The organism is Caproiciproducens sp. (assembly GCF_053840905.1).
This window is the reverse complement of the sequence record NZ_JBNLXQ010000003.1, coordinates 105,662-130,495: the sequence shown is the minus strand read 5'-3', so window position 1 is coordinate 130,495 and position 24,834 is coordinate 105,662. Positions and strand designations below refer to the sequence as shown.

The following is a 24,834-nucleotide window of genomic DNA, read 5'->3' as shown; positions in this document are numbered from 1 at the left end:
GGAGCAAAGAAATCCTGCCGGATAGAACCCCGGCAGGATTTCTTGTATGCAAAAATCCTACGTTAGACGCGAGGTCGGTAGAGATTTATCGATGAACAGGAAATAAAACTCTTTTTGACGGATATGGCAGGAAACAACGAAAGCTGAATTTGCGGGGTACATCAAGAACTCCTTAAAAACGGCAACTCTCGAAAAAAATAAATTTTAGGCTTGACAATTGGGATCAATAGAGTTAGTATATTGATATATCAATCAAGCTGATATATCAATATACCAATTTAGAACAGGGAGGATTTTATGGCTGCTAATAATGATATGATTCCGATTTATTATCAATTGAAAGAAATCCTGATTTCAAAGATAAGAGATGGAGAATATGCATTAGGAGATAAAGTGCCGTCTGAAACAGAGCTTTGCAATACCTTTCAGGTCAGCCGCATCACGGCCAAGCGCACGTTGGATGAAATGGTTCACGAAGGGTATATTGAGAGGATCCCCGGCCGGGGGAGTTTCGTGTGCCACACTCACATCGAACATGCTCTGTCGCAATTTTACTCTTTTACAGAAGAGGTAAAAAGGCTGAATATGACCCCGTCCGCTCATATATTGAATCTGGAGAGGATAAAGCCCGGGAAGGAATTGAATAAGCTCCTGAACCTGAATGGTGAGAACGTAATATACATAAGGCGCCAACGTCTGGCGAACAACAGGGTGATCGCCCTTGACCATTCGTTCATTCCGGAAAAGTTCTATGGGGAAATTGACAAAGAGGATCTTTTGGAAAATTCGCTTTATAAAATCCTTGAAAGAAACGGATGCAGGCCCGACCGTGCAGTCGAGTCTTTTATGGCCGCGTCTTTATCGAGGGAGGAGGCGGAGCTGCTGAGCATGAAGGAAGGCGAAGCGGCCCTGAAAGTAACCAGACATGCGTTTCACGGCAAAGAGACTGTGGAATATAATTATCGATATTACAAGAACGACTGTTACACCTATTCCATCGAACTCAAATAAGTTCGTTTCGTCTGCCGGCTTTATCGAAGGTGCGGAGGCTTTCTTCAGTGCGCCTTCGTGAAGGTATAAATAACACAGGGAGGAAATTGAAATGAAAAGGATGTTAGCGTTTGTTCTCGTTCTGGCAATGGCGGTGATCGGGTTTGGGGGCTGTTCCCCTTCGGGGCCCGCGGAATCAACCGGTCAAAAAACGGCGGATACCTCTTCGGAAACCGCGTCACAGCAGGCAGCGTCGGGCTCCGGCGTCAAGCTTGCCTTCACATGCCCGGATTTAACGAATACCTATTTCGTTGAGGTGGCGAAGGGTGTACAGGACCGGTGTGATGAATTGGGAATTAAGGTCACGGTCAACGACGGGAAAGCCGACCTTGCCAATCAGGTCAGCGCGTTTGAAAACTTTATTTCGCAGGGGGTGGACGCGGTGATCGTCAGCCCGATCGACGAGCAGGGTCTGATTCCCTCCGTGAAAGCGGCGCATGCGGCAAAGATCCCCGTGATCGCGGGCAATCAGAACGTAGAGGGCAGCGATGCGTTCATTACGGTCCCCGAGTACGAGTACGGCTTTGCAATCGGCGAGAATGCCGGTCAGTGGATTGCGGACAAGATGGGCGGTAAGGCGAAGGTGGCGATTTTTGATTATCCGGAGCTCAAATCGATTATTGCCCGCGGCAACGGTATCCAGGAAGGGATCTTGAGCAAAGCGCCGGACGCGAAGATCGTTGCGCGCCAGAGCGCGAACAACCCGGAAAAAGGGATGACCAACATGGAGAACATTTTACAGTCCAACCCCGATGTGGATGTGCTCGTATGCGTGAACGATGCCGGTGCTCTGGGCGGTTATGAAGCCGTTATGGCAGCCGGCAAAGCCAGCGACAAATTCTACATTGGCGGCCTCGATGCCACAAAGGAAGCGCTGGACAAAATCAAAGAAGGCGGCATCTATCGCGCCACGGTTGATATTCAGCCCTATGAGACCGGAAAGCTCTTTGTCGACACCGCGCTGAAAGTCCTGAAAAGCGGTGCGATCAAGGATACGATCGAGATCCCGATGAAGGTTGTGGATGCGGGCAATATCGCAGATTACTTTAAAAAATAGAGCGATTGCTGTTTTGTACCGGTCCTCTCTTTGCGGAGGACCGGTACCGATGCAGATTTTATGGTGAGGTGCAGCGATGACCACAAACGACAATATTCTTGTCTTAAAGCATATTACAAAACGGTTCTCGGGTGTGTTGGCTCTGGACGATGTGTCACTTGAGCTGCGCCGGGGAGAGATCCATGCGCTTGTCGGAGAAAACGGAGCGGGCAAGTCAACGCTGATCAAAGTGATTACGGGCGCCCATTTGCCAACCTCCGGGGAATGGACGTTTGACGATAAAGAAATGACGAACAACTCTCCTGCGGTTTCCAAAGCCGCCGGTATCGGCGTTATTTATCAGGAGTTGAACCTGATGCCGCAGCTGACCGTCAGGGAGAACATTTTTTATGGCAAAGAAATTAAAAGAGGCATTTTTCTCGATGAAAAAAAGATGTATCGGGACTGCCTCAAAGTGATAGACGATCTGGGGGTTTCCATTGACCCGAACGCCCTGGTGCGCGACCTGTCGATCGCTGAACAGCAGATTGTGGAAATTGTGAAGGCCATTTCGGAAGACATCCGGTTTTTGATCATGGATGAACCGACAGCGCCGCTGACCAGCACGGAAATCGATAAGCTGTTTTCCGTTGTTGAAAAGCTTCACGCCAAAGGAATCACGATCCTGTACATATCCCACAGGCTGGAAGAAATCTTCAGGATCAGCGACAGGGTGACGGTGCTGCGGGACGGCCGCCATGTCATTACGATGAATACCGCGGATACGGACCGGCCGATGCTGATCAAACATATGGTGGGAAGGGAGATAGGGCAGGAGTACCCGAAACGGACCACCCCCATTGGTCCGCCGGTCCTTGAGGTCGAGGGATATACCAACGCCGCGATACACGATTGCAGCTTAACGCTGCATAAAGGGGAAATATTGGGTCTTGCGGGACTGGTCGGAGCCGGGCGGACAGAGTTCGCCAGGGGGATTTTCGGCGCGGATCCAATCAGCAGGGGAACCCTGCGGCTCAATGGGAAGGCCGTCGAAATACGGACGCCCAAGGACGCCATCCGCCATCGCATCGGCCTGATCACGGAAGACAGAAAGTCACAGGGGCTGCTGATCAATAAAGGAATCGATTTCAATGTTGTCTATGCCAGCTTGAAGAGCGTCAGCAGAGCGGGGTTCGTGCAAACAAACAAGGAAGCCGCGACGGTAAGCAAATTCTCTGAAGCGATGCACATCAAGGCGCATTCCTCCGCACAGTTGGCGAAGACGCTTTCGGGGGGGAACCAGCAAAAGGTGGTTTTAGCCAAATGGCTTGCCACACAGTGCGACATCCTGATCTTTGACGAGCCGACGCGCGGGATTGATGTAGGGGCAAAGAGAGAGATCTACCAGCTGATGCGCGATCTGGTTTCCGAGGGGAAATCGATTCTCATGATCTCTTCGGAAATGCCGGAGCTGATCGGAATGAGCGACAGGATTCTCGTAATGCGCAAGGGCGCCATAACGGGGATGCTTTCATCCGAAGAGGTCAATCAGGAAAGCATTTTGGAATTGGCCACCGAATAATTGGATTCGAAAGAAGGAGATTCTGTATATGGACACTGCCGTACAGGTGAAAAAACATGGAAACATATCGAAGTATGCAATTTACATTGTGCTCTTGGCGCTGATCGTTTTTTTCTCAATCGTTGCGGAAGGTTTTTTCACGACGACGAATTTCTTTAATGTTTTGCGCCAGGTTGCCGTTTACGGCATTCCCGCGGTGGGGATGACGATGGTGATCATCACCGGAGGAATTGACATCTCTGTCGGCTCCATGATGGGCGCGGCTTCCGTGGGGTGCGCTTCTCTGATGGTGGCGGGCCTGAATCCCATACTGGCGATGCTGATCGTACTGATTGTGGGCCTGATCGTGGGGCTGCTGAACGGTTTCTTTACTTATGAAGTGGGGATTCCCCCGATGATCGTGACCCTGGCGGCAATGAGTATCCTGCGCGGGCTGGCGTACATCATATCGGGCGGCCTTCCCGTCTACGGCTTTCCGGCAAGCTTCACCGCTCTTGGGCAAGGCTACCTGGGACCGATCCCCATCCCCGTGATTATCATGGCGGTCTGCTTTGCCGTCGGTTATATAACGCTTGAGAAAACATCCTTCGGACGATACGTTTACGGAATAGGCAGCAACCGGGAAGCGTCCCGTTTAAGCGGCGTAAGCGTAAGAAAAGTCATGTACAGCGTATACGGCTTGTGCGGCATGCTGGGGGCGCTTGCGGGCATGGTGCTGCTGAGCCGCGTAAACAGCGGCCAGCCGAAAGCGGGCGAGATGTATGAAATGGATATCATTACAGCCGTTGTTTTGGGCGGCGTAAGCACAACCGGCGGCGAGGGCAAAATCACGCGCGTCATCGCGGGTCTTCTGGTGATGGGAGTGCTGCTCAACGGCATGATTCTTATGAACATACCGGATTATTACCAGCGCGTGGTGAAAGGCGTTGTGCTGCTGCTTGCGATCAGCGCCGATATGATGAGCCAGAAACGCCTGAGCAAAAAGATATAAAGCAATCGTTGTTACAATATATTTACTGAATAGGGAGATGGCTGTTTTATGAAAATTACAGAGTTAAAAAAAGGGTTGATCGTATCCTGCCAGGCGACGGCGGAGGAGCCGATGCGCGACAGCGCGATTATGGGCAGGTTCGCGCTGGCGGCACAGATCGGCGGCGCGGTTGGCGTGCGCGTGAACGGTGTGGCCGATATTCTCGCGGCGCGCCAGTTGATTTCAATCCCTGCGGTCGGCCTTATCAAACATACATACCCCGGATATTGGTGTTACATTACGCCCACTCTCCGCGACGTAGAGGCAGTGTACGCGACGGGAGCCGAAATTGTCGCGGTTGACGCATGCAAGCTTCCAAAGCCCGGAAACGTGTCGGCGGCCGAGCTGCTCAGCTCCATCAAAAAAGAGTTTCCCGATATTCTTCTGATGGCCGACGTATCCACATGCGACGAGGGCTTAAGGGCCGTGGACGCGGGCGCCGACCTGGTTTCGACAACGCTGGCCGGCTACACGGAATATACGTACTGCGATGACGACAACAGGATCATGGAGCTGCGGGCGCCCGATATCGGCCTGGTGGCGTCTTTGGCGGAAAAGGTGAAGGTTCCGGTGGTAGCGGAAGGCCGTTACTGGGACGATCAGCTGGCGGCCAAAGCGTTTCAGGCCGGCGCGCACAATGTGGTCATAGGAGCCGGCATCACGCGTCCGCAGATTATCACCAAAAAAATTGTGGACAATTTGAAGCCTTACTTAAACGACGGGAAAGAAGCGTGAGGTCTTATGATCGCGGCGGCAATTGATACCGGGGGCACCAAAATCATGGGTGCGGCCGTAAACGAGCGCGGCGACATCCTGGAGAAAATCCATATTGACAACGTGGGAAGGACCGGCGCGTTTATTCTGGATTCCTATTTCAGCATCATCGATACGCTTGAGAAGAAATATGCCGTCGATGCGATCGGCGTCGGAGCGGGCGGGCGTATTGACCCGCGTACGGGCGAGGTGCTGTACGCGGTGGATATCTACAGCGGGTATATTGGGACCCCGATCAAAAGCAGGCTGCAGGAAAAGTATCAAAAGCCCACGGCAGTGGACAATGACTGCAAGATGGCCCTGATCGGCGAAAATTGGATGGGGGCGGTTCGCGGCTTCAAAAGCGTGTTCGGCATCATCATTGGAACGGGGGTCGGCGGCGGCTTGCTGCTGGACGGCGTCAGCGTCAGCGGACAGGCGGGAGGCTTTGGGGAGATCGGACATGCCGTTTTGCACCCGAACGGGAAAAAGTGCCTGTGCGGCCAGCACGGCTGTGTGGAAAAATACGTTTCCGGCACGGCGCTCTGGCAGCGTTACAATGCGGTGAGCGGGCGGGAAGCCATTGATTCCGGCTATGAATTTTTCAGCCGCGCACGGCAGGGCGATCCCGCCGCTCTGGGCGTTTTGCGTGAATTTATTGAAAATCTCGCGCTGTGCGCGGTGACCTGCGCCAATCTTTACGATCCGCAGGCGCTGTTGTTTGGAGGCGGTATTCTTGACACCTGCGCGCTTTGGTGGGATGAGTTTGTGAAAGAATACGACAGGCAAAGCAGCGCCCACTTGAAGAAAATCAGGCTGGTGCGCTCGGCGTTAGGGAATGACGCCCCCCTGCTGGGGGCGGCCGCGTCGGCCTTCTCACAGCTTCGTTGACAGAAAGATAAACCGAATAACCGAGCACCCGCTGCGGATCCGCAGCGGGTGCTCGGTTATTCTATCAGGGGTGAAAATCCTTAAATTTTCTCTTTCGGAAGAAACGATTGTTTTTTCTCCTGTGCGGTCGGTTTTGCGGTTTCCTGCGGTGCAGGCTGTACGGGCTGTACGGGCTGACTCGGCTGTCCGCCGTCCGCCGTCGGGACCGACTGTTCCGCGGAAGGGGCCGTCTGCCCGGCTTTAGCCGCTTCCGCCGCCGCCTGAATAGCCTGCGCCGTGGTGGACGGCTCGGAGATATGCTGGAGCGACACGCCCAGCTTGTCAAGCGTCAAAAACTTCAGCAGGGTGTCCATGACCGTGCCGCTTCCGCCGCCGTTGCCGCCGCCCGACGGCTGCCCGTCGTTTCCGCCCATGTTGACGACTGTTTTCGGGACAATATCCACTTTGGAATTTTTGATCGCGTCGGTCAGCTTGTCGGCGATTTCCTGAATGACCCGGTACTCCGCGCCGCCGTAAGCCCGCACCTGTGCGTCAATGGCCTGGGCCTTGGCAAGGCCGACGTTGGACTCTTTGGAAGCCTCGGCTTCGCCTTCCAGCCGTACTTTCGACGCGTTGGCTTTTGCCAGCGCGATGATCTGGTTGGCTTCCTGCTCCGCTCTGCTCGCCATGGCGGCGCCGTTGTTTCCTTCAATCTCGATCTGGATTTTCGACTTGGTCAGGAAGTTCTGCTGCTCGGCGACCGCCTGGGCCTCCCGCAGGGATTTTTCGCTTTCCGCGGCTGCCTGCTGCTTTTGATAGGTGATTTTCTTCTCCTCCGCAATCTGGCGTTCACGCAGCTGCGTCAGAATGTTTTCAATCTGCACATCCGCATGGGAGGACCTCGGCGTACCGATGAGCACTTCCTCCAGCTGCAGGTTGTACTTCTGGAATTTGTCGCGCATTTCGGTTACGGCGCGTTCACGGATGGCGCTGCGCTCCTGAATCAGCTCGATCAGCGTCTTTGTCTGCGCCACGTCCTTAAAGTACGCGCTTACGAGCGGGTCAAGGGACTGGTTGACCAGCATGTTGATGTCGCCGAAACGCTGAATGACCCACGGCGCCTGCTTGTAGTCGATATGCATGACGACGGAAAGCGGGAGCGAAGGCTCAAACGCATCCTTGGTGATGATATCGACCTCGGTCAGGTTCTCGTCGTATTTATGGTCGCCGACCTCTGATTTGTTCCATTTCAGAATGATGTTGGTGGTCGGCACCAGCACCACGCGTCCGGCGTCGGTATTAAACGCGTACTTTCCGGGCATCAGCGGTTTCTCCAGCACGCCCTTGCAGCCTACCTCCACCAGCTCGCCGTGCCTGTAGTCCTCGCCCGTCGTGTCGACGCCTTCCTTTCCGAAGAAGGAGACCACGACCCCGACAAACCCGATGGGGACCACCGTTTTCGGGCGGAACTCCACCGTAGCGAACAGGCGGTTGATGTAATAGGTGCCGTCCGTCAGCACCTGGAGCTGCTTGCCGCGGCGGCCGCCCAGTTCCAGGAACCGTTCCGGGTCCTGAAAGCTTGAGTGGCCTTCGCCCACGCTCGGCGCAATGATTTCGCCCTGCTCCAGCGGCATGCCGTCGTGCACGGTGACGATCCCCACGATATCGCTGGTGTCGCTGGCGTTGGCCATGATGACCACCGGGCGGAACGCATCGCGTTCCAGCAGCGTCTGCTGCATGCTGGCGATCTCCGCGCGTTCGCTGCGGGAATTGCCGATCGCCTTAATATCGCTCGGAGTAATCACAATGAACTGCGCCAGATTGATGGCGTATGTACCTTCTCTCAGAATCCCGCGCTGCGGGCCGCGCTGGCCGCCGTTTTGCAGAAAGCCGCGCACGTCCTGAAAATTGTTGGCCTGCGCCACTACTTTTCCCAGCGTCTGCGTCGGGGAAAGCGGCAGGCCGTCCCGCGCGAACAGATAGGCGATCTGGCCCTGCGGAACCGTAATGAGGGGGTATTTGTGGATTTTATACATCAGGGCGGATTTGAAGTGCATACCGCCGCGCAGAAGGTCGGGCGCATAGCCGGCCTCGCCGTGCAGGGCAATGATGGAATCCTTCAAAGAGCCTTTCCTGCTCCACCATTTTTCAATCACGGCGACCTCGTTGGAACCGATAATCCGCAGGCCCAGAATTTTAAAAATCAAAAGATAGAGCGCCGCGGCGGCAATCAGAACATACAGCGGAATCAGAATAAAGCCCATTTCCATTTCTCCTTTACGTGTTTCACGGATTGTGAACCGCCCGCTCCCCGGGGTGCGGACGCCGTGCCAAAAAGCCGGGGAAAAACGGAATCGCTTCCGTATTTCGACCGTCAGCAGCACAGTATGAAATCTATGCTTCATTATATTCTACAATGACACGGATTTCAATAGAATGGACGGTAACGGAGGATACCAGATTTTAGGGGGGATTTCCGCCCGCCTCAGTGCTTTGGAGCCGTTTTTTGGATTTAAATCTGTATAAATTTACATAATATGTAAATTCTAAGAAAAATCCCTTATCGAAAGAATGAGGGCTGGCAACCTTTTTTACAGCTTCAGAGAAAGACGTGCCGGCGGAACGGAAGGGCGCCCGGTCCGGTTCAGGAAGTTTCCTCTGGCTCAAAATCAAGGGCGTAAGCCGTCAAGCGGAATGAAGAGGTCGACGAAAATGCGTTTTCTTACAAAATTGGTCCGGCTGCTTAAGCAGCAGAATGAACAAAGCAAAGAAACGGACGGGAATAACCGGAGCGGAGAGGAGAAACAGGGCGGAAAGGTGAGCGCGCAGTTCCTGTCCCCGGAGCTCAAAGATAATCTCGATGCTATTAAAGCCAGGTTTGGGGAGAGCTCCGACCTTATCATCCGTGAATTTTCCTTCGGAAAAGAGAAAGACGGGGGAAAAAAGGCCGCCCTGATTTTTCTGGACGGAATGGTAAATCCCTCCACCATCAACGACGATATCATAGAGCCGCTTATGCGTCAGAACTGGCTTTCCCGCAGGGAGGAAACGTCGGACCTGTCGGGTATGGATGAAATCCGGGACCGGCTGCTGACCGTCGGGGAAGTAAAAACGGTCGATACCTATAACAAGGCGACGGAGGCCTGTCTGTCGGGCGACGCCGTGCTTATGACCGAAGGTTCCTGCAAGGCCCTTGACATAGGCGCAAAGGGATGGGAGAAAAGAGCCGTCTCCGAACCGATCAGCGAGACCGCTATCCGCGGGCCCCGGGAGGGGTTTACCGAAAATCTGCGGACGAACACGACCATGATCCGGCGGAAGATCAAAGACCCGGCGCTCAAAATCCATGCCGCCGTCATCGGGAAGCGTACGCACACGCAGGTGAACATCCTCTATATGGATGGAATCACAGACCCGGAGCTGGTTTGCGAGGTCGAGCGCCGGCTCAGGAAAATCGATACCGATGAGGTGCTCGCTACGGGTTATCTGGAACAGTACATCGAGGATTCGCCGTACACGGCTTTTCCGACCATCTGGTGCAGTGAAAAACCGGACGCGGTCGCCGGCAAGCTGCTGGAAGGCCGGGTCGCCGTCGCCGTGGACGGTTCCCCGTTTGTGATGACGGTACCGATGCTGTTTGTAGAGAACTTCCAGAATGCGGAGGACTACATTACGCGCAGCTATTACGCGACCATGATGCGCATACTGCGCCTGATGGCGTTTTTTATCAGTCTGTTCGCGCCGGCCCTGTATATAGCGCTCACTACCTTTCATCAGGAACTGATCCCGACCACTTTGCTGTTTACGATAGCGGCATCCGCCGAGGGGGTGCCTTTTCCCGCGGTAGTGGAAGTTGGCATCATGATGATTATTTTTGAAATCCTCCGGGAAGCCGGTACCCGTATGCCGCGGCCGGTCGGGCAGACCATCAGCATCGTGGGCGCTCTGGTGATGGGGGAAGCGGCCGTGCAGGCCGGGATCGTGGGCGCTCCGGTCGTCATCGTCGTCGCCATTACCGCTGTGTCGAGCTTTGCGATCCCCTTTGTCACCGACGCCGTGTCGCTTTTGAGATGGTTCCTGGTCATCATGGCGGCCACCATGGGAAGCTTTGGGATTACCATAGGCGCTTTGATCATACTCATGCATCTTGCCTCGCTGAGATCCTTTGGCTCCCGTTATCTGGCGCCCATAGCGCCGTTCCAGACAGCCGATCTCAAGGATACCGTGGTGCGCGCCCCGCTTTGGACCATGCGGACCCGCCCGAAAGAGATCAAACCGCAGGACGTGAAGCGGCAGAGTATTCCTTCCCCGAATGACCCGTCCGTCGGCGGCGGGGACAAACAGGGGGGAAATCCATGAAAAAAAGGGCTGTTGCAGCCGGCGGGAAGGTTTTCCGGACTTTCTCCGCGTCTTTTTCCCGGAAATGGCAAAAGGAGGCGCGCCGAGCCGGCGTATTTTTGATCTGTATCCTGCTTGCTTGCTGCCTTTGCTCCTGCTGGAGCCAACGGGAGCTCAACACTCTGGCCATTGTGCTCGGCACCGGCCTGGACGTAGGCGACCGGCCGGACACATTGACGCTGACCGCGCAGGTGGTCAAGGCGTCGGAGATCGGCTCCGGAACATCCGCGAAGGGGGGGGGCGGGGCCGGGGGAAAAGCCTATGTAAACGTCAGTTATACGGACAACAGCGTGCTTGCCGCTGTCCGGGAGTTAACGCGCATGCAGAACCGAAGGCTGTATTTTGCGCATAATGAGGTGCTTATTTTCAGCAGTGATCTGGCAAAAAAGGATATCGCGGAGGGGCTGGACGTATTCATGCGCGATTATGAGACGCGCATGAATATCAATATCCTGATCTCAAAGGGAAAAGCGTCGGAGATATTGGACGAAAATGTCGAACTGGAGAAAATTCCTGCTCTTCATATTTCCAAGCTGATGGGAAATCAGAAATCCAATTCGGAAACAGTGACTGTAACCCTGCGCGATTTTGCGATTGCGACCCTGAGCGATTCTGCCGCTCCTGTGGCCCCGATGGTGGAATTGTACGAATCCGAAGGGAAGAAATGCGCAAAGCTTGAGGGCACCGCGGTCTTCAAAAAGAAAAAAATGATCGGTGAGCTGAATAAGGAACAGACAAGCGGGGTCCTGTGGGTGACGAACAAGGCTCAAAGCGGAGAGAAGACCGTAAATACACCGTGGGGACAGGTCACTTTGGAAATCCTCCATTCGAACAGCGACTTAAAGCCTGTGAAAGGGGAGGACGGAACGATCCGTATGAAGCTTACCATTGACGTGGAGGGGGCTGTCGAAGGCAATGAGACCACTGAAAACATGTCCCGCCCAGAGAATATTGCCATGCTGAAAGGGCGGATGCGGGACGCTGTCCGCTCGGATGTCGGGAGCGCGCTCGCGCAGGCGCGAGCACTTTCTGCGGATGTGTTGGGATTTGGCGAGGCAATCCGCCGGGAATATCCGGAGGATTGGGAAAAGATGAAGGGAAACTGGGAACAGGAATTCCCGAAGCTCGGCATGGATATTCAGATAAACGCCGAGCTGAGTTCTGAAGGCGGCTTGGTAAAGCCGGTGATTCCGGGAGGTGCGCAATGAGAGTGGAAAAGGGAAGCATATCCCCGAAAGACCTGACGTTTTCGGTATTCTGCTTTATGCAGGGTACCGTGCTGCGTTCCGGTTTCATCATCAGCGTGACCCGGCAGGACTCCTGGGCGATGGCCATCACCGGTTTTTTGCTCGCCCTCCCGATTCTGGCTGTCTATATCGGCCTGCTGCAGAAATTTCCCGGAAAGAACCTGATCGAGATCGACGATATCGTATTCGGCCCGGTTTTTGGGAAAATCCTGTCCGCTTTGTACCTGTTCTTTTTTGTGTCGCTGGCTGCGCTCAATACCCGCGACCTGGGAAACTTCGTGGCGGGCTATATGATGCCGGAAACCCCGATCGCGGCGGTTGTAATCATTTTTCTGGCCGGGTGCGCTTATACACTCCATAAAGGAATCGAGAATCTGATGCACTTGTCCGTCTTTTTTACGATCATTGCCATAGGAGCGCTGGCCGCCAACTCCATTCTGCTGATAAAGGACGTGCAGCCGGATTTTCTGAGGCCGTTTTTTCAACTGAAATTCCCGGAATTCGTCCAGGGGACGGTTTCTGTGGCGGCGGTTCCAATGGGAGAGATTTTGGCCTTTACAATGATCACCCCCATGCTGGGAGAGGGCAGGAAAGCCGGAAAGCCCCTTCTGCTGGGACTGGCTTTGTCGGCCGTGTCCATGGCGCTTGTCGTCATGCGCGATATTATCACGTTGGGTCCGCTTGTCGCGATCGTATCCCTGCCGTCCTTTGAATCGATGCGTTATGTAAGCCTTGCGGGCATCCTGACCAGAATGGAGAGCATCTACGCGGTGGTCCTTGTGATTCTGTTTCTGTTCAAGGTAAGCATTCTGCTGTATGCTTTTGTGCTGGGGTTCACCCAGCTGCTGAGCGGGAAAAGCCGGCCTCAGACCAATCCTGATCACGGGGGACAAGCCCGTGAAAAGGAACAGCCGCGGGGGCAGCGCAGCGCCCCGCCGCTTATGCTGATCTCCGTGGCATTCGTGTTTTTCTATTCGCTTTTTGTTTTCGAGTCCGTGATGGAAAATATGAACTGGGGCGCAACGGCAGCTCCCTTTTTCTCTTTGACCTTTGAGTTTCTGCTTCCGGCCGTATCCCTGCTGGTAGTCTGCCTGAAGAAAACTGGCAAAGCGCGGGAGGTGAAGGCGTGAATCTGTTGCTGGTGATCATCGCTTTTATCGGGATCGCCCTGCTCGACCTGCCCGATATGATCAAAAACAAACGGTGGCGCGACCTTGCCGTCTATTCGGTCGTTTTTCTGCTGGTGTTCGTGCTGGGAACGCTTATGGCTTTCGATGTCAAGGTGCCAAGCCCGATCAAAGCGATCCAGGCGTTTTATCAGGACGTCCTGCATCTGAGCTTCAAAATGTCGTGAACCGTCCCGCTACGGAAGCGTACGGATCTCTTCTTCCTCCTTCGGCGGCTGGCATTTCCGCTTTTTCTCCTCCAGACGCTTGTTGATGTTTTCCCGCAGGAGCGTGTACATCACGGCGCAGAGAGGGATGTTGACCAGCATCCCGACCAGACCGAACGTGTTGCCGCCGATGGTGACGGCGGCAAGCACCCACAGCGCCGGCAGGCCAACCTTCGAGCCGACCACGCGCGGGAAGATCAGGTTGCCCTCCAGCTGCTGGAGGACGACGAAGAATATGACGAACCAGACCGCCTGAATAGGGTTGACGACCAAAATCAGCAGCGCGCCGATACAGGTGCTTAAAAACGCGCCGAAAATCGGAATCAGCGCCATAAACGCCACGATCACGGAGACAAGCAGCGCATAGGGAAAGCTGAAAATCTGCATTCCGATAAAGCAGAGCGAACCGAGAATACAGGCCTCGGTACACTGGCCGGCGATAAAATTGGAAAAGGCGTGATCGGTCAGGCTGCACACCCGCACGATGGTGTCGGCCGGTTTCTGGGGAAAATAAGCGTACAGGAAACGCTTTGTCTGCGCTTCCAGCTTTTCTTTTTGCGCGAGAATATTAATGGCGAAGACAAGGCCGAGCACCATGGTAATGACCGCGTGGAACAGGTTCGCAGCCACCGTAACGGTGGAGCCCACCAGCGTGTTGGCCAGCTTCTGCCCGTACTGGGCCAGCATCTGGCTGAGGTTTGTCCAGTCGATTTTTATATTGCCGACGTATTCCCTGACCGTGGGATACTTGTTTCCGACTGCGATCAGGCTGTTCTGAAGCCCGGTGAAAAAGCCCGGAATATTGTTGGTCAGGCTGGTGATCGTGCGGACAAGCTCCGGGATCAGGATCAGCATAATCAGGGCGATAATACCGATGACAATCAGAAAGGTGATCAGAATGCTGACCGCGCGCCTCACTTTCGGCCAGTTTTTCGTATAGCGGCGGTTCATCGGCGCAAGCAGACGGTTTTCTACATACCGCATCAGGACGTTGAGGATGAAGGTGATTGCAAGGCCGAGCAGGATCGGCTCAAAAGTATCCACAATGATCCCGGTGAGCTCCGAAAACCGGTATAAATTTTTCAGCCCCAGGTAAAGCGCAATGCTGAAAGCAATGAGCAGGGCGATTTTCTTCATATTGCTTTTATTAAGTTCCATTTTCCGTCCCTTTCCAATCCGTCGGCCTTTGGTACATCGGCAGGTTGTCCCGTTTCGCGGCGAAGCGGGTATCGTCATTGGCTTGCGATCCTTATCCCACAGGCGCACAGCGCCGTTGGGGGATATAAATGATAAATTGGCGAAGCCGGTATCATCGCTGCTTTGTGGCTATTATACCATAATGCGTGCCGATAAAAAATGATTGCTTTCAAAAGACTTTCTTTTATTTTAGCACAATTTATCCGACAATATATGGGATCCCTCAAATAATTTGGCGGAATCCGGTTTCGCGGTTTTCATCCTGCCGCTTCTGTGTTATGATGGAATCCATAGAAAAAATATCTAACGAACGGCCCGCTCTATGGGCGGATACCGTTTCAATATCGACGATATGGAAACAGAGGATAAAATTGTGCTGTTGTTATCTGCGGAAAAAATCAGGAAAAGCTACAGTGAAAAAATACTGCTGAAGGATGTCTCCCTGGGGATTCAGGAAGGGGATAAAATCGGGATGATCGGCGTGAACGGAACCGGGAAAAGCACGCTTTTGAAAATCATCGCGGGACAGGAAAGCCCGGACAGCGGCGCGGTCACCAGATTCGGAAGCGTGCGCGTGGGGTATCTGCCGCAGAACCCGGTTTTTCCGGAGGGGGTTACGGTGCTGGAACAGGTCAAACAGGGGATTGCGCAGCAGCAGCGGGAATCGAAGGATTATGAATGCAAGGCGATTTTGACCCGGCTTGGGATTGCGGATTTTGACGAACCGGTCAGCCGGCTTTCCGGCGGGCAGAAAAAGCGCGTATCGCTGGCCAGCGCGCTGGTAACCCCTGTGGAGGTGCTGGTGCTGGACGAGCCCACCAACCATATGGACAACGATATGGTCGACTGGCTGGAAAACTACCTTGCCCGTTACCCGGGCGCGCTGCTCATGGTGACGCACGACCGTTATTTCCTTGACCGCGTTACCAACCGGATCATAGAGCTGCAGGACGGGAATCTGTACAGCTATCAGGCCAATTACACCAAATATCTGGAGCTGAAAGCGGAGCGGGAAAGCATGGAGGCCGCGAGCGAGCGCAAGCGCCAGAGCCTGCTCCGAAAGGAGCTGGAGTGGATTCAGCGCGGCGCGCGGGCGCGCGGCACAAAGCAGCGCTTCCGGGTGGAACGGTTTGCGCAGCTGAGCGCGCAGGAGGTCGGGACGGAGCGGGAAAAGCTGGCGATGAGCTCCGTGAGCACGCGGCTCGGCCGAAAAATCATTGAAATCGACGGGATTGAAAAGCGCTACGGCGACAGGCGGCTCATCCGGAATTTTTCCTACAACCTGCTGCGCGGGGACCGTATCGGCATTATCGGCGCAAACGGCTGCGGAAAATCAACGCTGCTGAAAATGATTACCGGACAGGTCGCGCCGGACAGCGGTACGGTTACCGTAGGGGAAACCGTACGGATCGGCTGTTTTTTGCAGGAATGTGAGGATATGGACCCCGGTCTGCGCGCAATCGACTATATTAAGGATATTTCCGCTGAGGTCATGACCCCGGAAGGGATGCTGACCGCTTCCCAGCTGATGGAAAAGTTTCTGTTCACGTCCGATCTGCAGTATTCGGTGATCGGCAGGCTGTCGGGAGGGGAACGCCGCAGGCTCTATCTGCTCGGTATTCTGATGCAGGCGCCGAACGTCCTGCTTTTGGACGAGCCCACAAACGACCTTGACATCCAGACGCTGACCATTCTGGAAGATTATCTCCGGAATTTTTCGGGCGCCGTTGTCGCCGTGTCCCACGACCGCTATTTCCTGGACAAGGTCGCGGAGCATCTTTTCGCGTTTGAAAACGGGGAAATCCACGATTATACCGGCGGCTATTCCGACTATCTGGAACAGAGAAAGCCCGGGGCGGAGGAAACGCCGAAGACAAAGGAAAGCAAGCCGAAAGCCGCTTACCGGGAAAAACCGGCCAAGCTGAAATTTTCCTTTAAGGAGCAGCGGGAATACGGGGAAATCGATTCGGTCATCGCTGCCCTGGAGGAAAAAATCGCCGCCGCGGAACGGGAAATTGCACAGCAGTCCAGCAACTACGTCCTACTTTCCGAACTGATTGCGGAAAAGGAAGCGCTGGAAGCCGAGCTTGACGCCAAAACCGAGCGCTGGGTCTACCTGAATGAGCTGGCCGACCGGATCGCGGAACAAAACGCGGAAGAATGACCGTAACAAAAGGGGCTGTTGCAAAATGAAAATTTTGCAACAGCCCCTTAAAAATATTTTTATGAGTCCTTAACAGATTCTCGGCAGCCCCTCGCCGTAAAGAACGGTGACAATACGGGTGCCCCCGATGGGGGTGTGCAGCAGGACGGTGCCGGGCTCGCCGGAAACGACCTTTCCGATGACGGCCGCATTTTCCCCGTACCGGCTTTTTTTTATGCAGGAAAGCGCTTTCTGCGCGTCCCCGGCGGCTACGACGGCGGTCATTTTTCCCTCGTTGCCCATATAAAGGGGGTCAAGTCCCAATATTTCACAGAAACCGCGCACCTGTGCGGAAACGGGAATCGCCGCTTCCTCAAGCTCCATGCAGCAGGAAGAAGCGCCGGCAAATTCATTCAGCACCGTTCCCAGGCCGCCGCGGGTCACGTCACGCATGGCTTTCACCTTTACACCGCTTTCCAGAAGCGCGCTCACCATTTCGTTCAGGGGAGCGCAGTCGCTTTGAATGGCGTTTCGGATATTCATCCGTTCGCTCAGAATGGCGGCGTGATGGTCGCCCAGATTGCCCGAAAGCAGGATCGCGTCGCCCGCTTCGCAGGAGGCCGCGCTGAGCGAAACGTCCGGCGGCACAAAGCCCACGCCGGCGGTATTGATGTAGACGCCGCCCTTGCCTTCCACAACCTTGGTGTCGCCCGCCACAATACTGATTCCGGCTTCCGAGGCGGTCTTTGCCATGGAGGCCGCTATTTTTTTGAGCTCCTCCGTGTCGGCGCCTTCCTCTAAAATAAACCCGCAGGTAAGGTAGCGGGGCTTTGCACCGCTCATCAAAAGGTCGTTCACCGTCCCGCAGACGGACAGCCTGCCGATATCGCCGCCGGGGAAAAACAGGGGCGTTACCACGAAGCTGTCCGTCGTCACGGCGATTTTTTCCGCGCCGGGGACAACGGCGGAATCCTCCATTTTAGCCAAAACGGGATTGTGAAAGCTTTTTTCAAAAATGTCTTCGATCAGTTCGGCGGTGGCTTTTCCGCCGCTGCCGTGCGCCATGGTTATTTTCATTACCGTTTCCTCATATTTGTAAAATAATTGTAGCAGCTGCCCTCCATCGACACCATACACGCGCCCTGCGGCGTCTGCGGGGTACAGGCGGAGCCGAACAGCGGACATTCGTTCGGGGAGACCGCCCCGGTCAGCACCTGTGCGCAGCGGCAGCGGGCGTTGGCGCCGCGGTCGTCGTTCAGGCCGGCGCTGCCCGCGTCGAAGCGGGCGTATTCCTCCCGCAGAAGCAGGCCGGAATCCGGAATGCTTCCCATCCCGCGCCATGCAGCGTCACAGGGGGTAAAATATTTGTCCACCATTTTCTGCGCGGTCCGGTTGCCTTCCTTCGTTACCGCGCCGGGGTACAGGTTCATGACCCCGGCTTTTCCGTTCTTCCGGACGAGCGCGTAGATCGCCGCCAGAATCTGCGGCCCTTCAAAGCCCGCTACCGCGAATGGAATGCCGTATTTTTCCGACAAAGGTTCAAAAATACGGCTGCCGGTAATGACGCTGACGTGTCCGGGCGCGAGAAAGCCGTCCACGCCGCCCTGGTTTTTGCAGATCCAGTCGATCACCGGGGGCATGGTTTTCAGGGAAGTCAAAATCTTTACGTTGGAGATGCCGTTTGAAACCGCTTCTTCAAGCAGCATGGCGTAGACCGGAGCGGTGGTTTCAAATCCGACCGCCGCGAAAATATAGGTGTGGGCGGGATCGTCCGCCGCCAGCTTCAGCGTGTCCAGCGGGGAATAAACCATCCGCACGTGGCCGCCCGCGGCTTTCGCGTCGTTCAGGCTTTGGCTGCCGCCCGGTACGCGCAGCATGTCCCCGAACGTGGCGACCACGTTTTCCGGTTCCATGCTAAGTGCGACAAGCCTGTCGATATAGGCGGTGACCGTGACGCAGACGGGGCATCCGGGCCCGGAGATCATCCGGACGGCGGGGGAGAGCATCCCGGTAATGCCGCAGCGGGAAATCTGCGCCGTGTGGGTCCCGCAGACCTCCATCAGCCGCAGGGGCGGCCCGTCGTAGGCTTTCAGATACGATTGGATATCCGTCATAGCTCTTCCATTTCCTTCAAAAGCTCCTCCAGCGCGTCGCGGTCCTGCTCCGTCAGCACCTGCAGGATGCACCCGGCGTGAACCAGAACGCTGTCGCCCGGTTTGATTTTTACCAGACCGGCCTCCGCTTCCAGCGTGTTTCCGCTGAAATCCACTGTCGCTTTTCTACCGTTTACTTTAACAACCCTGCCGGGCAGTGCAACACACATGGCAATCTCCTTTTGGAATCTTACGAATCATCGGTGGCTTATCTGCGAATGCTCTCTGTCTGCGCGCAGAGCCACGCCTGCCCCAGACAGATGCCGCCGTCGTTGGACGGCACGGCGGAATTGAAATAGACCTGAAAGCCGTCCGCGGCCAGCCGGCCGTGGCAGTCCCGAAGGAGCAGAAGGTTAGCGAAAACGCCCCCGCTCAGGGCCACGCGGCTTTCGCCGCTTTCTTCCCGGATGCTCCGGCAGACCGTCAGGATCATTTCGGCAAGCGCCCGGTGGAACCCGAGCGCAATACGGTTCCTGTCTTCCCCTTTTGCAGCCGCCTGCAGAAGCCGGCGGATAAAATCGGCCTGATCTGCTTCCAGCTCCCCGGCGGGATTCCGGCTGAGGGAAAAATGGAGCGGCACCGGTTCTTCTCCGGCTTCTTCTGCGGCCGCGGCCGCGTTTTCCAACGCGACGGCGCATTCCCCTTCGTAGGAATTCTCTTCTTTGATGCCCAGTATGGCGCAGACCGCGTCGAACAGCCGCCCCGCGCTGGAGCTTTCCTGCGTGTTGACCTGATGCCTGAGGGCGGCCCTGACGAACGGAAAGCGCTCGCTGCCGGATTCCTCGCCCGCGGCGAATCGGTAGCAGTCGGAGGTCAGCACGGCGTTTTTCGCCGCCGCGTCGCCGCCGCAGAGCAGAACACGGCTCAGATGCGCCCGGCGCTCAAAATCCGAGCCGCGGCACAGCAAAAATTCCCCGCCCCAGACCGTTTTGTCCGTGCCGTAGCCGGTGCCGTCGAAAATCACGCCGATACAGCCGTCCAGACGATGCTCCGCCATGACGGAGGCGGCGTGGGCGTGGTGATGCTGAATGAGGACGGGGCTTTCCAGACCGAAGTCCCGCGCGATCCTCTGCGCCAGCGCGTGGGACTGATAGCCGGGGTGCAGGTCGCACGCAATCCTCCGCGGGGAAATCCGCAGCAGCTGCTCCATGCGTTTCAGGCCGATTTTGTAATTCTCATAGACTCTGTAATTTTCGACGTCCCCGAAATACTGGCTCAGATAGGCGCGGTCGCCGCTGAGCAGGCAAAAACAGCTTTTCAGGTCCCCGCCCATGGCCAGAACCGGATGCTCTGCCCGCCGCTCCAGCAGGACGGGCAGGGGAACATACCCCCGGCTGCGGCGGAGAATCTGGGGTACCGAGCACGCGACACGCCCGACGGAGTCGTCCAGCGGGGTCACGATCCGGCGGGTATTGTACAGGATTCCGGAAAGATAGGGAATGTCCGACCGAAGCAGTTCGTCGTCCTTATAAATCATCGGTTCGGAGGTGAAATTCCCGCTCGTGACGATCAAGGGGCCGCAGGCGTCCGTCAGAAGCTGGTGCAGGCCGGTGCAGGGCAGAAACGCGCCGAGAAAACGGCTTTCCCCGCAGACACCGGAACAAAACCCGCCCGACGGTTTGCTCAGCAGGACAATGGGGCGGGCAGCGGACAGCAGCATGGCTTCTTCTTCCTGATTCACACCGCACATTTTGCGGATGCCGTTAAGATCGGGAAACATGACGGCAAAGGGCTTCTTTTCCCGTCCCTTTAAAAGGCGCAGGCGCTCCACCGTGTCTTCCAGACAGGGGGAACAGACGAACTGATATCCGCCCACGCCTTTTACGGCGAGAACAGCCCCGCCCTTCAGGAGGGCAACCGCCCGTTCCAGGGCCTCCTGCTTTTCCAGCGTGATTCCGCCGGTGAGCAGCCGCAGCTGCGGCCCGCAGCTGTGGCAGGAGATCGTCTGTGCGTGGCGCCTGCGCCCGGAGGTATACTCGCGCTCGCAGTCGGGGCACATGGCAAAGTCCTTCATGGTGGTGTTTTCGCGGTCGTAGGGCAGGGCGTTCAGGATACTGAATCTCGGCCCGCAGGAAGCGCAGCTGATAAACGGATATCCCCGGCGCCGGTTTTCGGGCGAATACAGCTCTTTTCTGCATTCGTCGCACATCGGCAGGTCCGGCGGAATCATCGGCGTGCCCGCTTCGTTTTGCGCGGCCCAGCCGCTTTTCAGAATGGAAAAGCCGTCAAAGTGCTGCTCCGGCATCGGCGCCGTCCGGATTTCCGTCACCAGCGCGCCGTCCGGAGCTTCGGTGTGAAGGGAATGCAAAAATTCCTCCACCCGCTGTTTTTCCCCACAGGCGGCGATCTCAACGATCCCGCCGCTGTTGCGCACGCTGCCGGAAATATCCAGCCTTTGCGCCAGCCCGGCTACAAAGGGACGGTATCCCACACCCTGTACGATGCCGGAAACAGTGATGAAAACATTCATTCCATTTCAATGCTCTCTATCTTTACTTCTCTGCCCACTTCGCTCGGCTCTCCCTGAGTGCCGCACGTGGGGCAGGAAAAATCAAAGCGCCTGCGCTCGAACAGTTCGTTGCATTTGGGGCAGCGCAGCTTCGATTTGACGGAACGGACGTTCATCCGCGCGCCTTCGCAGACGGTGCCCTGGGATAAATCCTCGAAGTACATCTGGATGCTTTCTCCCGAGTACCCGGAATCTTCCCCTACTGCAATGTTGACGGCTGTGACCTTCTTTTTTCCCGCCGCTTCCGCTTTTTCGGAGGCTTCCTTCAGAAAATCGGCGGCTTTATGATAATCGTGCATGATAACGGCTCCTTTTTGTTCTTAATGGTCTCTAAGACGCGTTCTGATTTTCCGCGGGGGTCTGGCAAACGGTATCGACGGTTTTGTACTGAGCGGGCTCGGTATAGCTCTGACGCATGGAAAGGCATTTCTTGGGGCAGCTTTCCACACAGCAGCCGCACTGGATGCAGCTGAAGCGCTGAATAGACCAGCTTTTTTCCGCCCGGTTCACCTGAATGGCGTCGGTCGGGCATTTTTTGGAACAAAGTCCGCAGAAAACACAGGCGTCCACGTCGTTTTCAATATGGCCCCTCGTGCGCTGGGGATATTCCCGCGGCTGCTCCGGGTAAGGCCGGGTGGCCGGCTTTGAGAATAAATTATGCAGTTCGATTTTTGCAAAAGTCAGTAAATTCATTGTTTCATCACCTTTCGGTACAGCTGATGCAGGGATCGATCGTCAATATTAAAATGGGAACGTCGGCAAGCTGACAGCCCTTCATGGTTTCCAGCATTGCCGGCAGATTGGCAAACGTGGGGGTGCGCACCCGCATCCGGTCCAAAAACTTTGTTCCGTTTGCCTTCACATAGTAAATCGCTTCGCCGCGCGGCTGCTCCACCCGCATGAAATATTCCCCCTGCGGGAAGCCCTTGACCGGGACGGACACCTCGCCGTCCGGTATTTTTGCCGCCGCCTGGCGGATGAGGTCGATGGACTGGAAGATTTCCCGGATACGCACGTCGGTCCGCGCGTAGCAGTCGCCCACGTCGCTCGTGATCGGCTCGAAATCGAGGAAGGAGTACGCGGCGTAGCCGAGCTTGCGGGTGTCGCGGCTGATGCCGCTGGAGCGCATAAACGGTCCCGCGGCGCCGAGGTCGAACGCCTGCTGCTTGGTCAGGAAACCGACGTCCCGCAGGCGGCTGTTGACCGCGGAATTATTCAGGAAGGTTTTGACAAGCTCCTTCAGATCGCGTTCCATGTCGGCGAAAACGGCGAGGAACTCCCGGATCATGTCGTTGTCCATATCCTTGCGCTGGCCGCCGATCTTATTGACGGAGAAAATCACGCGGCCGCCGGTGGAATATTCAAACATATCCAGCACCTTTTCGCGCATTCTCCACGTTTCCATGAACAGGCTTTCAAAGCCGAACGCGTCGGCCAGCAGGCCGAGCCATAAAAGATGGCTGTGAATCCGCGACATCTCGCACCAGATGGTGCGCAGGTATTTGGCGCGGGGCGGAATTTCCACATCCATAATGTTTTCCACCGCTGCACAGTAACCCATTCCGTGCATAAAGCTGCAGATTCCGCAGATTCGCTCCGCGACGTAAACATATTCGTTAAAGTCTTTTTTCTCCACCAGCTTTTCAAGGCCTCTGTGTACAAAGCCGATGGAAGGGATCGCCTCTACCACCTTTTCGTCTTCCAGCACCAAATCGAGATGAATCGGTTCCGGAAGGACCGGATGCTGAGGACCGAACGGTACAATGCTGCGTTTGGACATCTGGTATCACTCCTATTTTATTTAAAAGGCGTTTTCTTCTCGGTACGGTACAGGTTGCCTTTATAATCGAGGGAAATCATCTCGATCGGTACGCCGAAAAGATCGTGAATTTCGTTTTCATATAAGAAGGACGGGGCATAAATGCCGCTGATGCTGGGGATTGTCACCTCTTCGCCGATATTGAAGCGCAGGGTGTACAGATCGAAATCCTTTCCGAACGAATAGGAAAGCTCGTACCCGTCGGGGATTCTTGTGGCGCAGATCTGAACCAGACGGCAGCCGCTGCCTTTCATTTTCTGAACCTCTTCCAGCAGGACTTCGGAAGAAATGGGGATGATAATATTTTCCGGCATGATTAAGCCTCCTTGTGCGGCGCTTCCGCGCCGGATTTTTTCAGCTCGCGTTTCCTGTCCAGAAGCGCGACCGCCTTGACCACGCCGTCGATGATCGCTTCCGGTCTTGCGGCGCAGCCGGGAACGTAAATGTCCACGGGGATCACCTTGTCCACGCCGCCCAGGATATTGTAGCATTCCTTGAAAATCCCGCCGTCACAGGCGCAGATGCCGACCGCGACGACCACCTTGATTTCCGGCATCTGGGAGTAAATCTGTTTGACCACCAGTTCGTTCTGGTGGTTGATGCCGCCGGTAATCAGAAAGATATCGGCGTGTTTCGGATTGCCGGTGTTGACGACGCCGAAGCGCTCGATATCGTAAACGGGCGTCAGGCAGGCCAGCACCTCAATGTCGCAGCCGTTGCAGCTGGAGCCGTCGTAATGCAGAAGCCAGGGGGATTTTGATATCTTCATCATTCGCTAAAGCACCTTCCTTAATGAACGAGCGTCAGGATCAGCAGGTTAATGCCGCCTGCGACCAATGTGACCAGCCAGGTGGAACCGAGCATTTTATCCCATTTGACACGGGGGAAAAGATTGTCGATAAACGTTTCAAGGACAAAGGACAAAAGGCATACCACCACCGCGGCGGGGATGCTCCACCCCTGAAGGTTGATGATGAACAGCCCGACGAAGCCGAGCATCAGCACGTCTTCATACCAGCTTGCCAGCTCCACCAGCCCCAGGACGTTGCCGGACAGCTCCGTCGTAAGGCCCTTTACCATCTCCTGGTGGGCGTGGTGCGAGGTGCTGATATCGAAGGGCGATTTGCGAAGCTTGATCGTCAGGATATAGAGGAATCCGAAAAACATGCCCGGAAGAACGGTAATGGCGGAAGTGCCGGTCTGTATGATATCGGCCACGTTGAAGCTGCCGTCGGCAATATAAAACCCGATCGCCGCCAGAAGCAGCATCGGCTCATAGGCCATCATCTGCACCAGCTCCCTCTGCGCGCCCATGGCGCTGTAGGGGGAATTCGCCGAGGTCGCGGCCAGAATCAAAAACACCTCCGCCAGCGTCAGCGCGAAAAAGACGAGCAGCAGGTCGCCGCCCGCGAAGAAAATACCTCCCGTAAATACGACGAATACAAAGAATCCGCCGACCAGAAAATCCTGTACGCCGTTTACCACGACGGACTGCTTGGAAAAAAGCTTATACAGGTCGTAAAAGGGCTGCAGCAGCGGCGGGCCCTGGCGGCCCTGAAACCGCGCGCTGATTTTCCGGTCGATCCCGGAGAGCAGGCCGCCCAGAACAGGGGCAAAAATCAGGAACAATATGATTTTCAGTAAAATCTGCATC

The 24,834-nt window shown here is 55.6% G+C and carries 23 protein-coding genes; 11 read left to right on the top strand and 12 right to left on the bottom strand.

Annotated elements, in window-relative coordinates:
* Positions 1–297 precede the first annotated feature (297 nt).
* The 6 genes from ACQGQ5_RS03770 to ACQGQ5_RS03745 all read left to right on the top strand — a co-directional run bounded on the left by ACQGQ5_RS03770 (position 298) and on the right by ACQGQ5_RS03745 (position 6,342).
* Complete coding sequence (locus ACQGQ5_RS03770) at positions 298–1,011, top strand: GntR family transcriptional regulator (RefSeq protein ID WP_455735259.1); 714 nt, start codon at positions 298–300, stop codon at positions 1,009–1,011.
* A gap of 91 nt (positions 1,012–1,102) precedes the next feature.
* Positions 1,103–2,107 (top strand): sugar ABC transporter substrate-binding protein, encoded by a 1,005-nt coding sequence (locus tag ACQGQ5_RS03765; RefSeq protein WP_455735258.1) that lies wholly within the window; start codon positions 1,103–1,105, stop codon positions 2,105–2,107.
* Between the two features lie 76 nt (positions 2,108–2,183).
* Positions 2,184–3,668 carry a sugar ABC transporter ATP-binding protein gene (locus tag ACQGQ5_RS03760; protein ID WP_455735257.1) on the top strand — a complete coding sequence of 495 codons (1,485 nt, stop codon included), beginning with the start codon at positions 2,184–2,186 and terminating at the stop codon, positions 3,666–3,668.
* 28 nt (positions 3,669–3,696) lie between these two features.
* Positions 3,697–4,659, top strand: a complete 963-nt coding sequence (locus tag ACQGQ5_RS03755) for an ABC transporter permease (RefSeq protein ID WP_455735256.1) — start codon at positions 3,697–3,699, stop codon at positions 4,657–4,659.
* Between the two features lie 48 nt (positions 4,660–4,707).
* Positions 4,708–5,433: an N-acetylmannosamine-6-phosphate 2-epimerase gene (locus tag ACQGQ5_RS03750; RefSeq protein ID WP_455735255.1), complete on the top strand. Its 726-nt coding sequence runs from the start codon at positions 4,708–4,710 to the stop codon at positions 5,431–5,433.
* 6 nt (positions 5,434–5,439) lie between these two features.
* Positions 5,440–6,342 (top strand): ROK family protein, encoded by a 903-nt coding sequence (locus ACQGQ5_RS03745; protein WP_455735254.1) that lies wholly within the window; start codon positions 5,440–5,442, stop codon positions 6,340–6,342.
* 80 nt (positions 6,343–6,422) lie between these two features.
* On the opposite strand, the gene ACQGQ5_RS03740 is transcribed toward ACQGQ5_RS03745, so the two are convergent.
* A complete protein-coding gene (locus ACQGQ5_RS03740) occupies positions 6,423–8,585 on the bottom strand; it encodes an SPFH domain-containing protein (protein WP_455735253.1) in 2,163 nt (720 codons plus the stop codon).
* 448 nt (positions 8,586–9,033) lie between these two features.
* On the opposite strand from ACQGQ5_RS03740, the gene ACQGQ5_RS03735 reads away from it, so the two are divergent.
* From ACQGQ5_RS03735 to ACQGQ5_RS03720, 4 genes are read left to right on the top strand one after another with little or no spacing between them, the layout of a single operon-like run.
* Positions 9,034–10,680 (top strand): spore germination protein, encoded by a 1,647-nt coding sequence (locus ACQGQ5_RS03735; RefSeq protein ID WP_455735252.1) that lies wholly within the window; start codon positions 9,034–9,036, stop codon positions 10,678–10,680.
* On the top strand, positions 10,677–11,927 hold the full coding sequence (locus ACQGQ5_RS03730; protein ID WP_455735251.1) for a Ger(x)C family spore germination protein: 1,251 nt from the start codon (positions 10,677–10,679) through the stop codon (positions 11,925–11,927). The genes ACQGQ5_RS03735 and ACQGQ5_RS03730 overlap by 4 nt, the downstream gene beginning before the upstream one ends.
* A complete protein-coding gene (locus tag ACQGQ5_RS03725; RefSeq protein WP_455735250.1) occupies positions 11,924–13,096 on the top strand; it encodes a GerAB/ArcD/ProY family transporter in 1,173 nt (390 codons plus the stop codon). The genes ACQGQ5_RS03730 and ACQGQ5_RS03725 overlap by 4 nt, the downstream gene beginning before the upstream one ends.
* On the top strand, positions 13,093–13,320 hold the full coding sequence (locus tag ACQGQ5_RS03720) for a hypothetical protein (RefSeq protein ID WP_455735249.1): 228 nt from the start codon (positions 13,093–13,095) through the stop codon (positions 13,318–13,320). Before ACQGQ5_RS03725 ends, ACQGQ5_RS03720 begins: the two co-directional genes overlap by 4 nt.
* Before the next feature lie 9 nt (positions 13,321–13,329).
* Here ACQGQ5_RS03720 and ACQGQ5_RS03715 read toward each other — a convergent pair whose 3' ends face one another.
* Complete coding sequence (locus tag ACQGQ5_RS03715) at positions 13,330–14,517, bottom strand: AI-2E family transporter (RefSeq protein WP_455735248.1); 1,188 nt, start codon at positions 14,515–14,517, stop codon at positions 13,330–13,332.
* A 412-nt stretch (positions 14,518–14,929) separates the two neighbouring features.
* Here ACQGQ5_RS03715 and ACQGQ5_RS03710 point away from each other — a divergent pair, with 412 nt between their 5' ends.
* On the top strand, positions 14,930–16,720 hold the full coding sequence (locus ACQGQ5_RS03710; protein ID WP_455735247.1) for an ABC-F family ATP-binding cassette domain-containing protein: 1,791 nt from the start codon (positions 14,930–14,932) through the stop codon (positions 16,718–16,720).
* A gap of 69 nt (positions 16,721–16,789) precedes the next feature.
* Here ACQGQ5_RS03710 and hypE read toward each other — a convergent pair whose 3' ends face one another.
* From hypE to ACQGQ5_RS03660, 10 genes are read right to left on the bottom strand one after another with little or no spacing between them, the layout of a single operon-like run.
* Positions 16,790–17,776 (bottom strand): hydrogenase expression/formation protein HypE, encoded by a 987-nt coding sequence (gene hypE / locus ACQGQ5_RS03705; protein ID WP_455735246.1) that lies wholly within the window; start codon positions 17,774–17,776, stop codon positions 16,790–16,792.
* The gene (hypD, locus tag ACQGQ5_RS03700; RefSeq protein WP_455735245.1) at positions 17,776–18,813 is read right to left on the bottom strand and encodes a hydrogenase formation protein HypD; all 1,038 of its coding nucleotides are present in this window, start codon (positions 18,811–18,813) and stop codon (positions 17,776–17,778) included. The genes hypE and hypD overlap by 1 nt, the downstream gene beginning before the upstream one ends.
* Entirely contained in the window at positions 18,810–19,022 is a 213-nt protein-coding gene (locus ACQGQ5_RS03695) for a HypC/HybG/HupF family hydrogenase formation chaperone (RefSeq protein ID WP_038322697.1), read from the bottom strand. Before ACQGQ5_RS03695 ends, hypD begins: the two co-directional genes overlap by 4 nt.
* Before the next feature lie 38 nt (positions 19,023–19,060).
* Positions 19,061–21,322: a carbamoyltransferase HypF gene (gene hypF / locus ACQGQ5_RS03690; RefSeq protein WP_455735244.1), complete on the bottom strand. Its 2,262-nt coding sequence runs from the start codon at positions 21,320–21,322 to the stop codon at positions 19,061–19,063.
* Entirely contained in the window at positions 21,319–21,660 is a 342-nt protein-coding gene (locus ACQGQ5_RS03685) for a hydrogenase maturation nickel metallochaperone HypA/HybF (protein ID WP_455735243.1), read from the bottom strand. Before ACQGQ5_RS03685 ends, hypF begins: the two co-directional genes overlap by 4 nt.
* 31 nt (positions 21,661–21,691) lie before the next feature.
* Entirely contained in the window at positions 21,692–22,054 is a 363-nt protein-coding gene (locus ACQGQ5_RS03680; protein ID WP_455735242.1) for a 4Fe-4S binding protein, read from the bottom strand.
* 7 nt (positions 22,055–22,061) lie between these two features.
* The gene (locus ACQGQ5_RS03675; RefSeq protein ID WP_455735241.1) at positions 22,062–23,141 is read right to left on the bottom strand and encodes a hydrogenase large subunit; all 1,080 of its coding nucleotides are present in this window, start codon (positions 23,139–23,141) and stop codon (positions 22,062–22,064) included.
* 17 nt (positions 23,142–23,158) lie between these two features.
* Positions 23,159–23,494 carry an NADH-quinone oxidoreductase subunit C gene (locus ACQGQ5_RS03670; protein ID WP_455735240.1) on the bottom strand — a complete coding sequence of 112 codons (336 nt, stop codon included), beginning with the start codon at positions 23,492–23,494 and terminating at the stop codon, positions 23,159–23,161.
* Positions 23,495–23,496: 2 nt separating this feature from the next.
* Positions 23,497–23,952: an NADH-quinone oxidoreductase subunit B family protein gene (locus ACQGQ5_RS03665; RefSeq protein ID WP_455735239.1), complete on the bottom strand. Its 456-nt coding sequence runs from the start codon at positions 23,950–23,952 to the stop codon at positions 23,497–23,499.
* A 17-nt stretch (positions 23,953–23,969) separates the two neighbouring features.
* Positions 23,970–24,833, bottom strand: coding sequence for a respiratory chain complex I subunit 1 family protein (locus tag ACQGQ5_RS03660; RefSeq protein ID WP_455735238.1), 864 nt, complete (start codon positions 24,831–24,833; stop codon positions 23,970–23,972).
* Position 24,834: the final 1 nt, after the last annotated feature.

Excerpts from the sequence above, each read along its gene's own strand:
- ACQGQ5_RS03740 (WP_455735253.1), bottom strand. The coding sequence starts at position 8,585 with ATGGGCTTTATTCTGATTCCGCTGTATGTTCTGATTGCCGCCGCGGCG.
- ACQGQ5_RS03745 (WP_455735254.1), top strand. The coding sequence starts at position 5,440 with ATGATCGCGGCGGCAATTGATACCGGGGGCACCAAAATCATGGGTGCG.
- ACQGQ5_RS03725 (WP_455735250.1), top strand. The coding sequence starts at position 11,924 with ATGAGAGTGGAAAAGGGAAGCATATCCCCGAAAGACCTGACGTTTTCG.
- ACQGQ5_RS03760 (WP_455735257.1), top strand. The coding sequence starts at position 2,184 with ATGACCACAAACGACAATATTCTTGTCTTAAAGCATATTACAAAACGG.
- ACQGQ5_RS03660 (WP_455735238.1), bottom strand. The coding sequence starts at position 24,833 with ATGCAGATTTTACTGAAAATCATATTGTTCCTGATTTTTGCCCCTGTT.
- ACQGQ5_RS03730 (WP_455735251.1), top strand. The coding sequence starts at position 10,677 with ATGAAAAAAAGGGCTGTTGCAGCCGGCGGGAAGGTTTTCCGGACTTTC.
- ACQGQ5_RS03670 (WP_455735240.1), bottom strand. The coding sequence starts at position 23,494 with ATGCCGGAAAATATTATCATCCCCATTTCTTCCGAAGTCCTGCTGGAA.
- ACQGQ5_RS03765 (WP_455735258.1), top strand. The coding sequence starts at position 1,103 with ATGAAAAGGATGTTAGCGTTTGTTCTCGTTCTGGCAATGGCGGTGATC.
- hypE (WP_455735246.1), bottom strand. The coding sequence starts at position 17,776 with ATGAAAATAACCATGGCGCACGGCAGCGGCGGAAAAGCCACCGCCGAA.
- ACQGQ5_RS03715 (WP_455735248.1), bottom strand. The coding sequence starts at position 14,517 with ATGGAACTTAATAAAAGCAATATGAAGAAAATCGCCCTGCTCATTGCT.
- ACQGQ5_RS03680 (WP_455735242.1), bottom strand. The coding sequence starts at position 22,054 with ATGAATTTACTGACTTTTGCAAAAATCGAACTGCATAATTTATTCTCA.
- hypF (WP_455735244.1), bottom strand. The coding sequence starts at position 21,322 with ATGAATGTTTTCATCACTGTTTCCGGCATCGTACAGGGTGTGGGATAC.
- ACQGQ5_RS03675 (WP_455735241.1), bottom strand. The coding sequence starts at position 23,141 with ATGTCCAAACGCAGCATTGTACCGTTCGGTCCTCAGCATCCGGTCCTT.
- ACQGQ5_RS03695 (WP_038322697.1), bottom strand. The coding sequence starts at position 19,022 with ATGTGTGTTGCACTGCCCGGCAGGGTTGTTAAAGTAAACGGTAGAAAA.
- ACQGQ5_RS03750 (WP_455735255.1), top strand. The coding sequence starts at position 4,708 with ATGAAAATTACAGAGTTAAAAAAAGGGTTGATCGTATCCTGCCAGGCG.
- ACQGQ5_RS03685 (WP_455735243.1), bottom strand. The coding sequence starts at position 21,660 with ATGCACGATTATCATAAAGCCGCCGATTTTCTGAAGGAAGCCTCCGAA.
- ACQGQ5_RS03755 (WP_455735256.1), top strand. The coding sequence starts at position 3,697 with ATGGACACTGCCGTACAGGTGAAAAAACATGGAAACATATCGAAGTAT.
- ACQGQ5_RS03770 (WP_455735259.1), top strand. The coding sequence starts at position 298 with ATGGCTGCTAATAATGATATGATTCCGATTTATTATCAATTGAAAGAA.
- ACQGQ5_RS03735 (WP_455735252.1), top strand. The coding sequence starts at position 9,034 with ATGCGTTTTCTTACAAAATTGGTCCGGCTGCTTAAGCAGCAGAATGAA.
- hypD (WP_455735245.1), bottom strand. The coding sequence starts at position 18,813 with ATGACGGATATCCAATCGTATCTGAAAGCCTACGACGGGCCGCCCCTG.
- ACQGQ5_RS03665 (WP_455735239.1), bottom strand. The coding sequence starts at position 23,952 with ATGATGAAGATATCAAAATCCCCCTGGCTTCTGCATTACGACGGCTCC.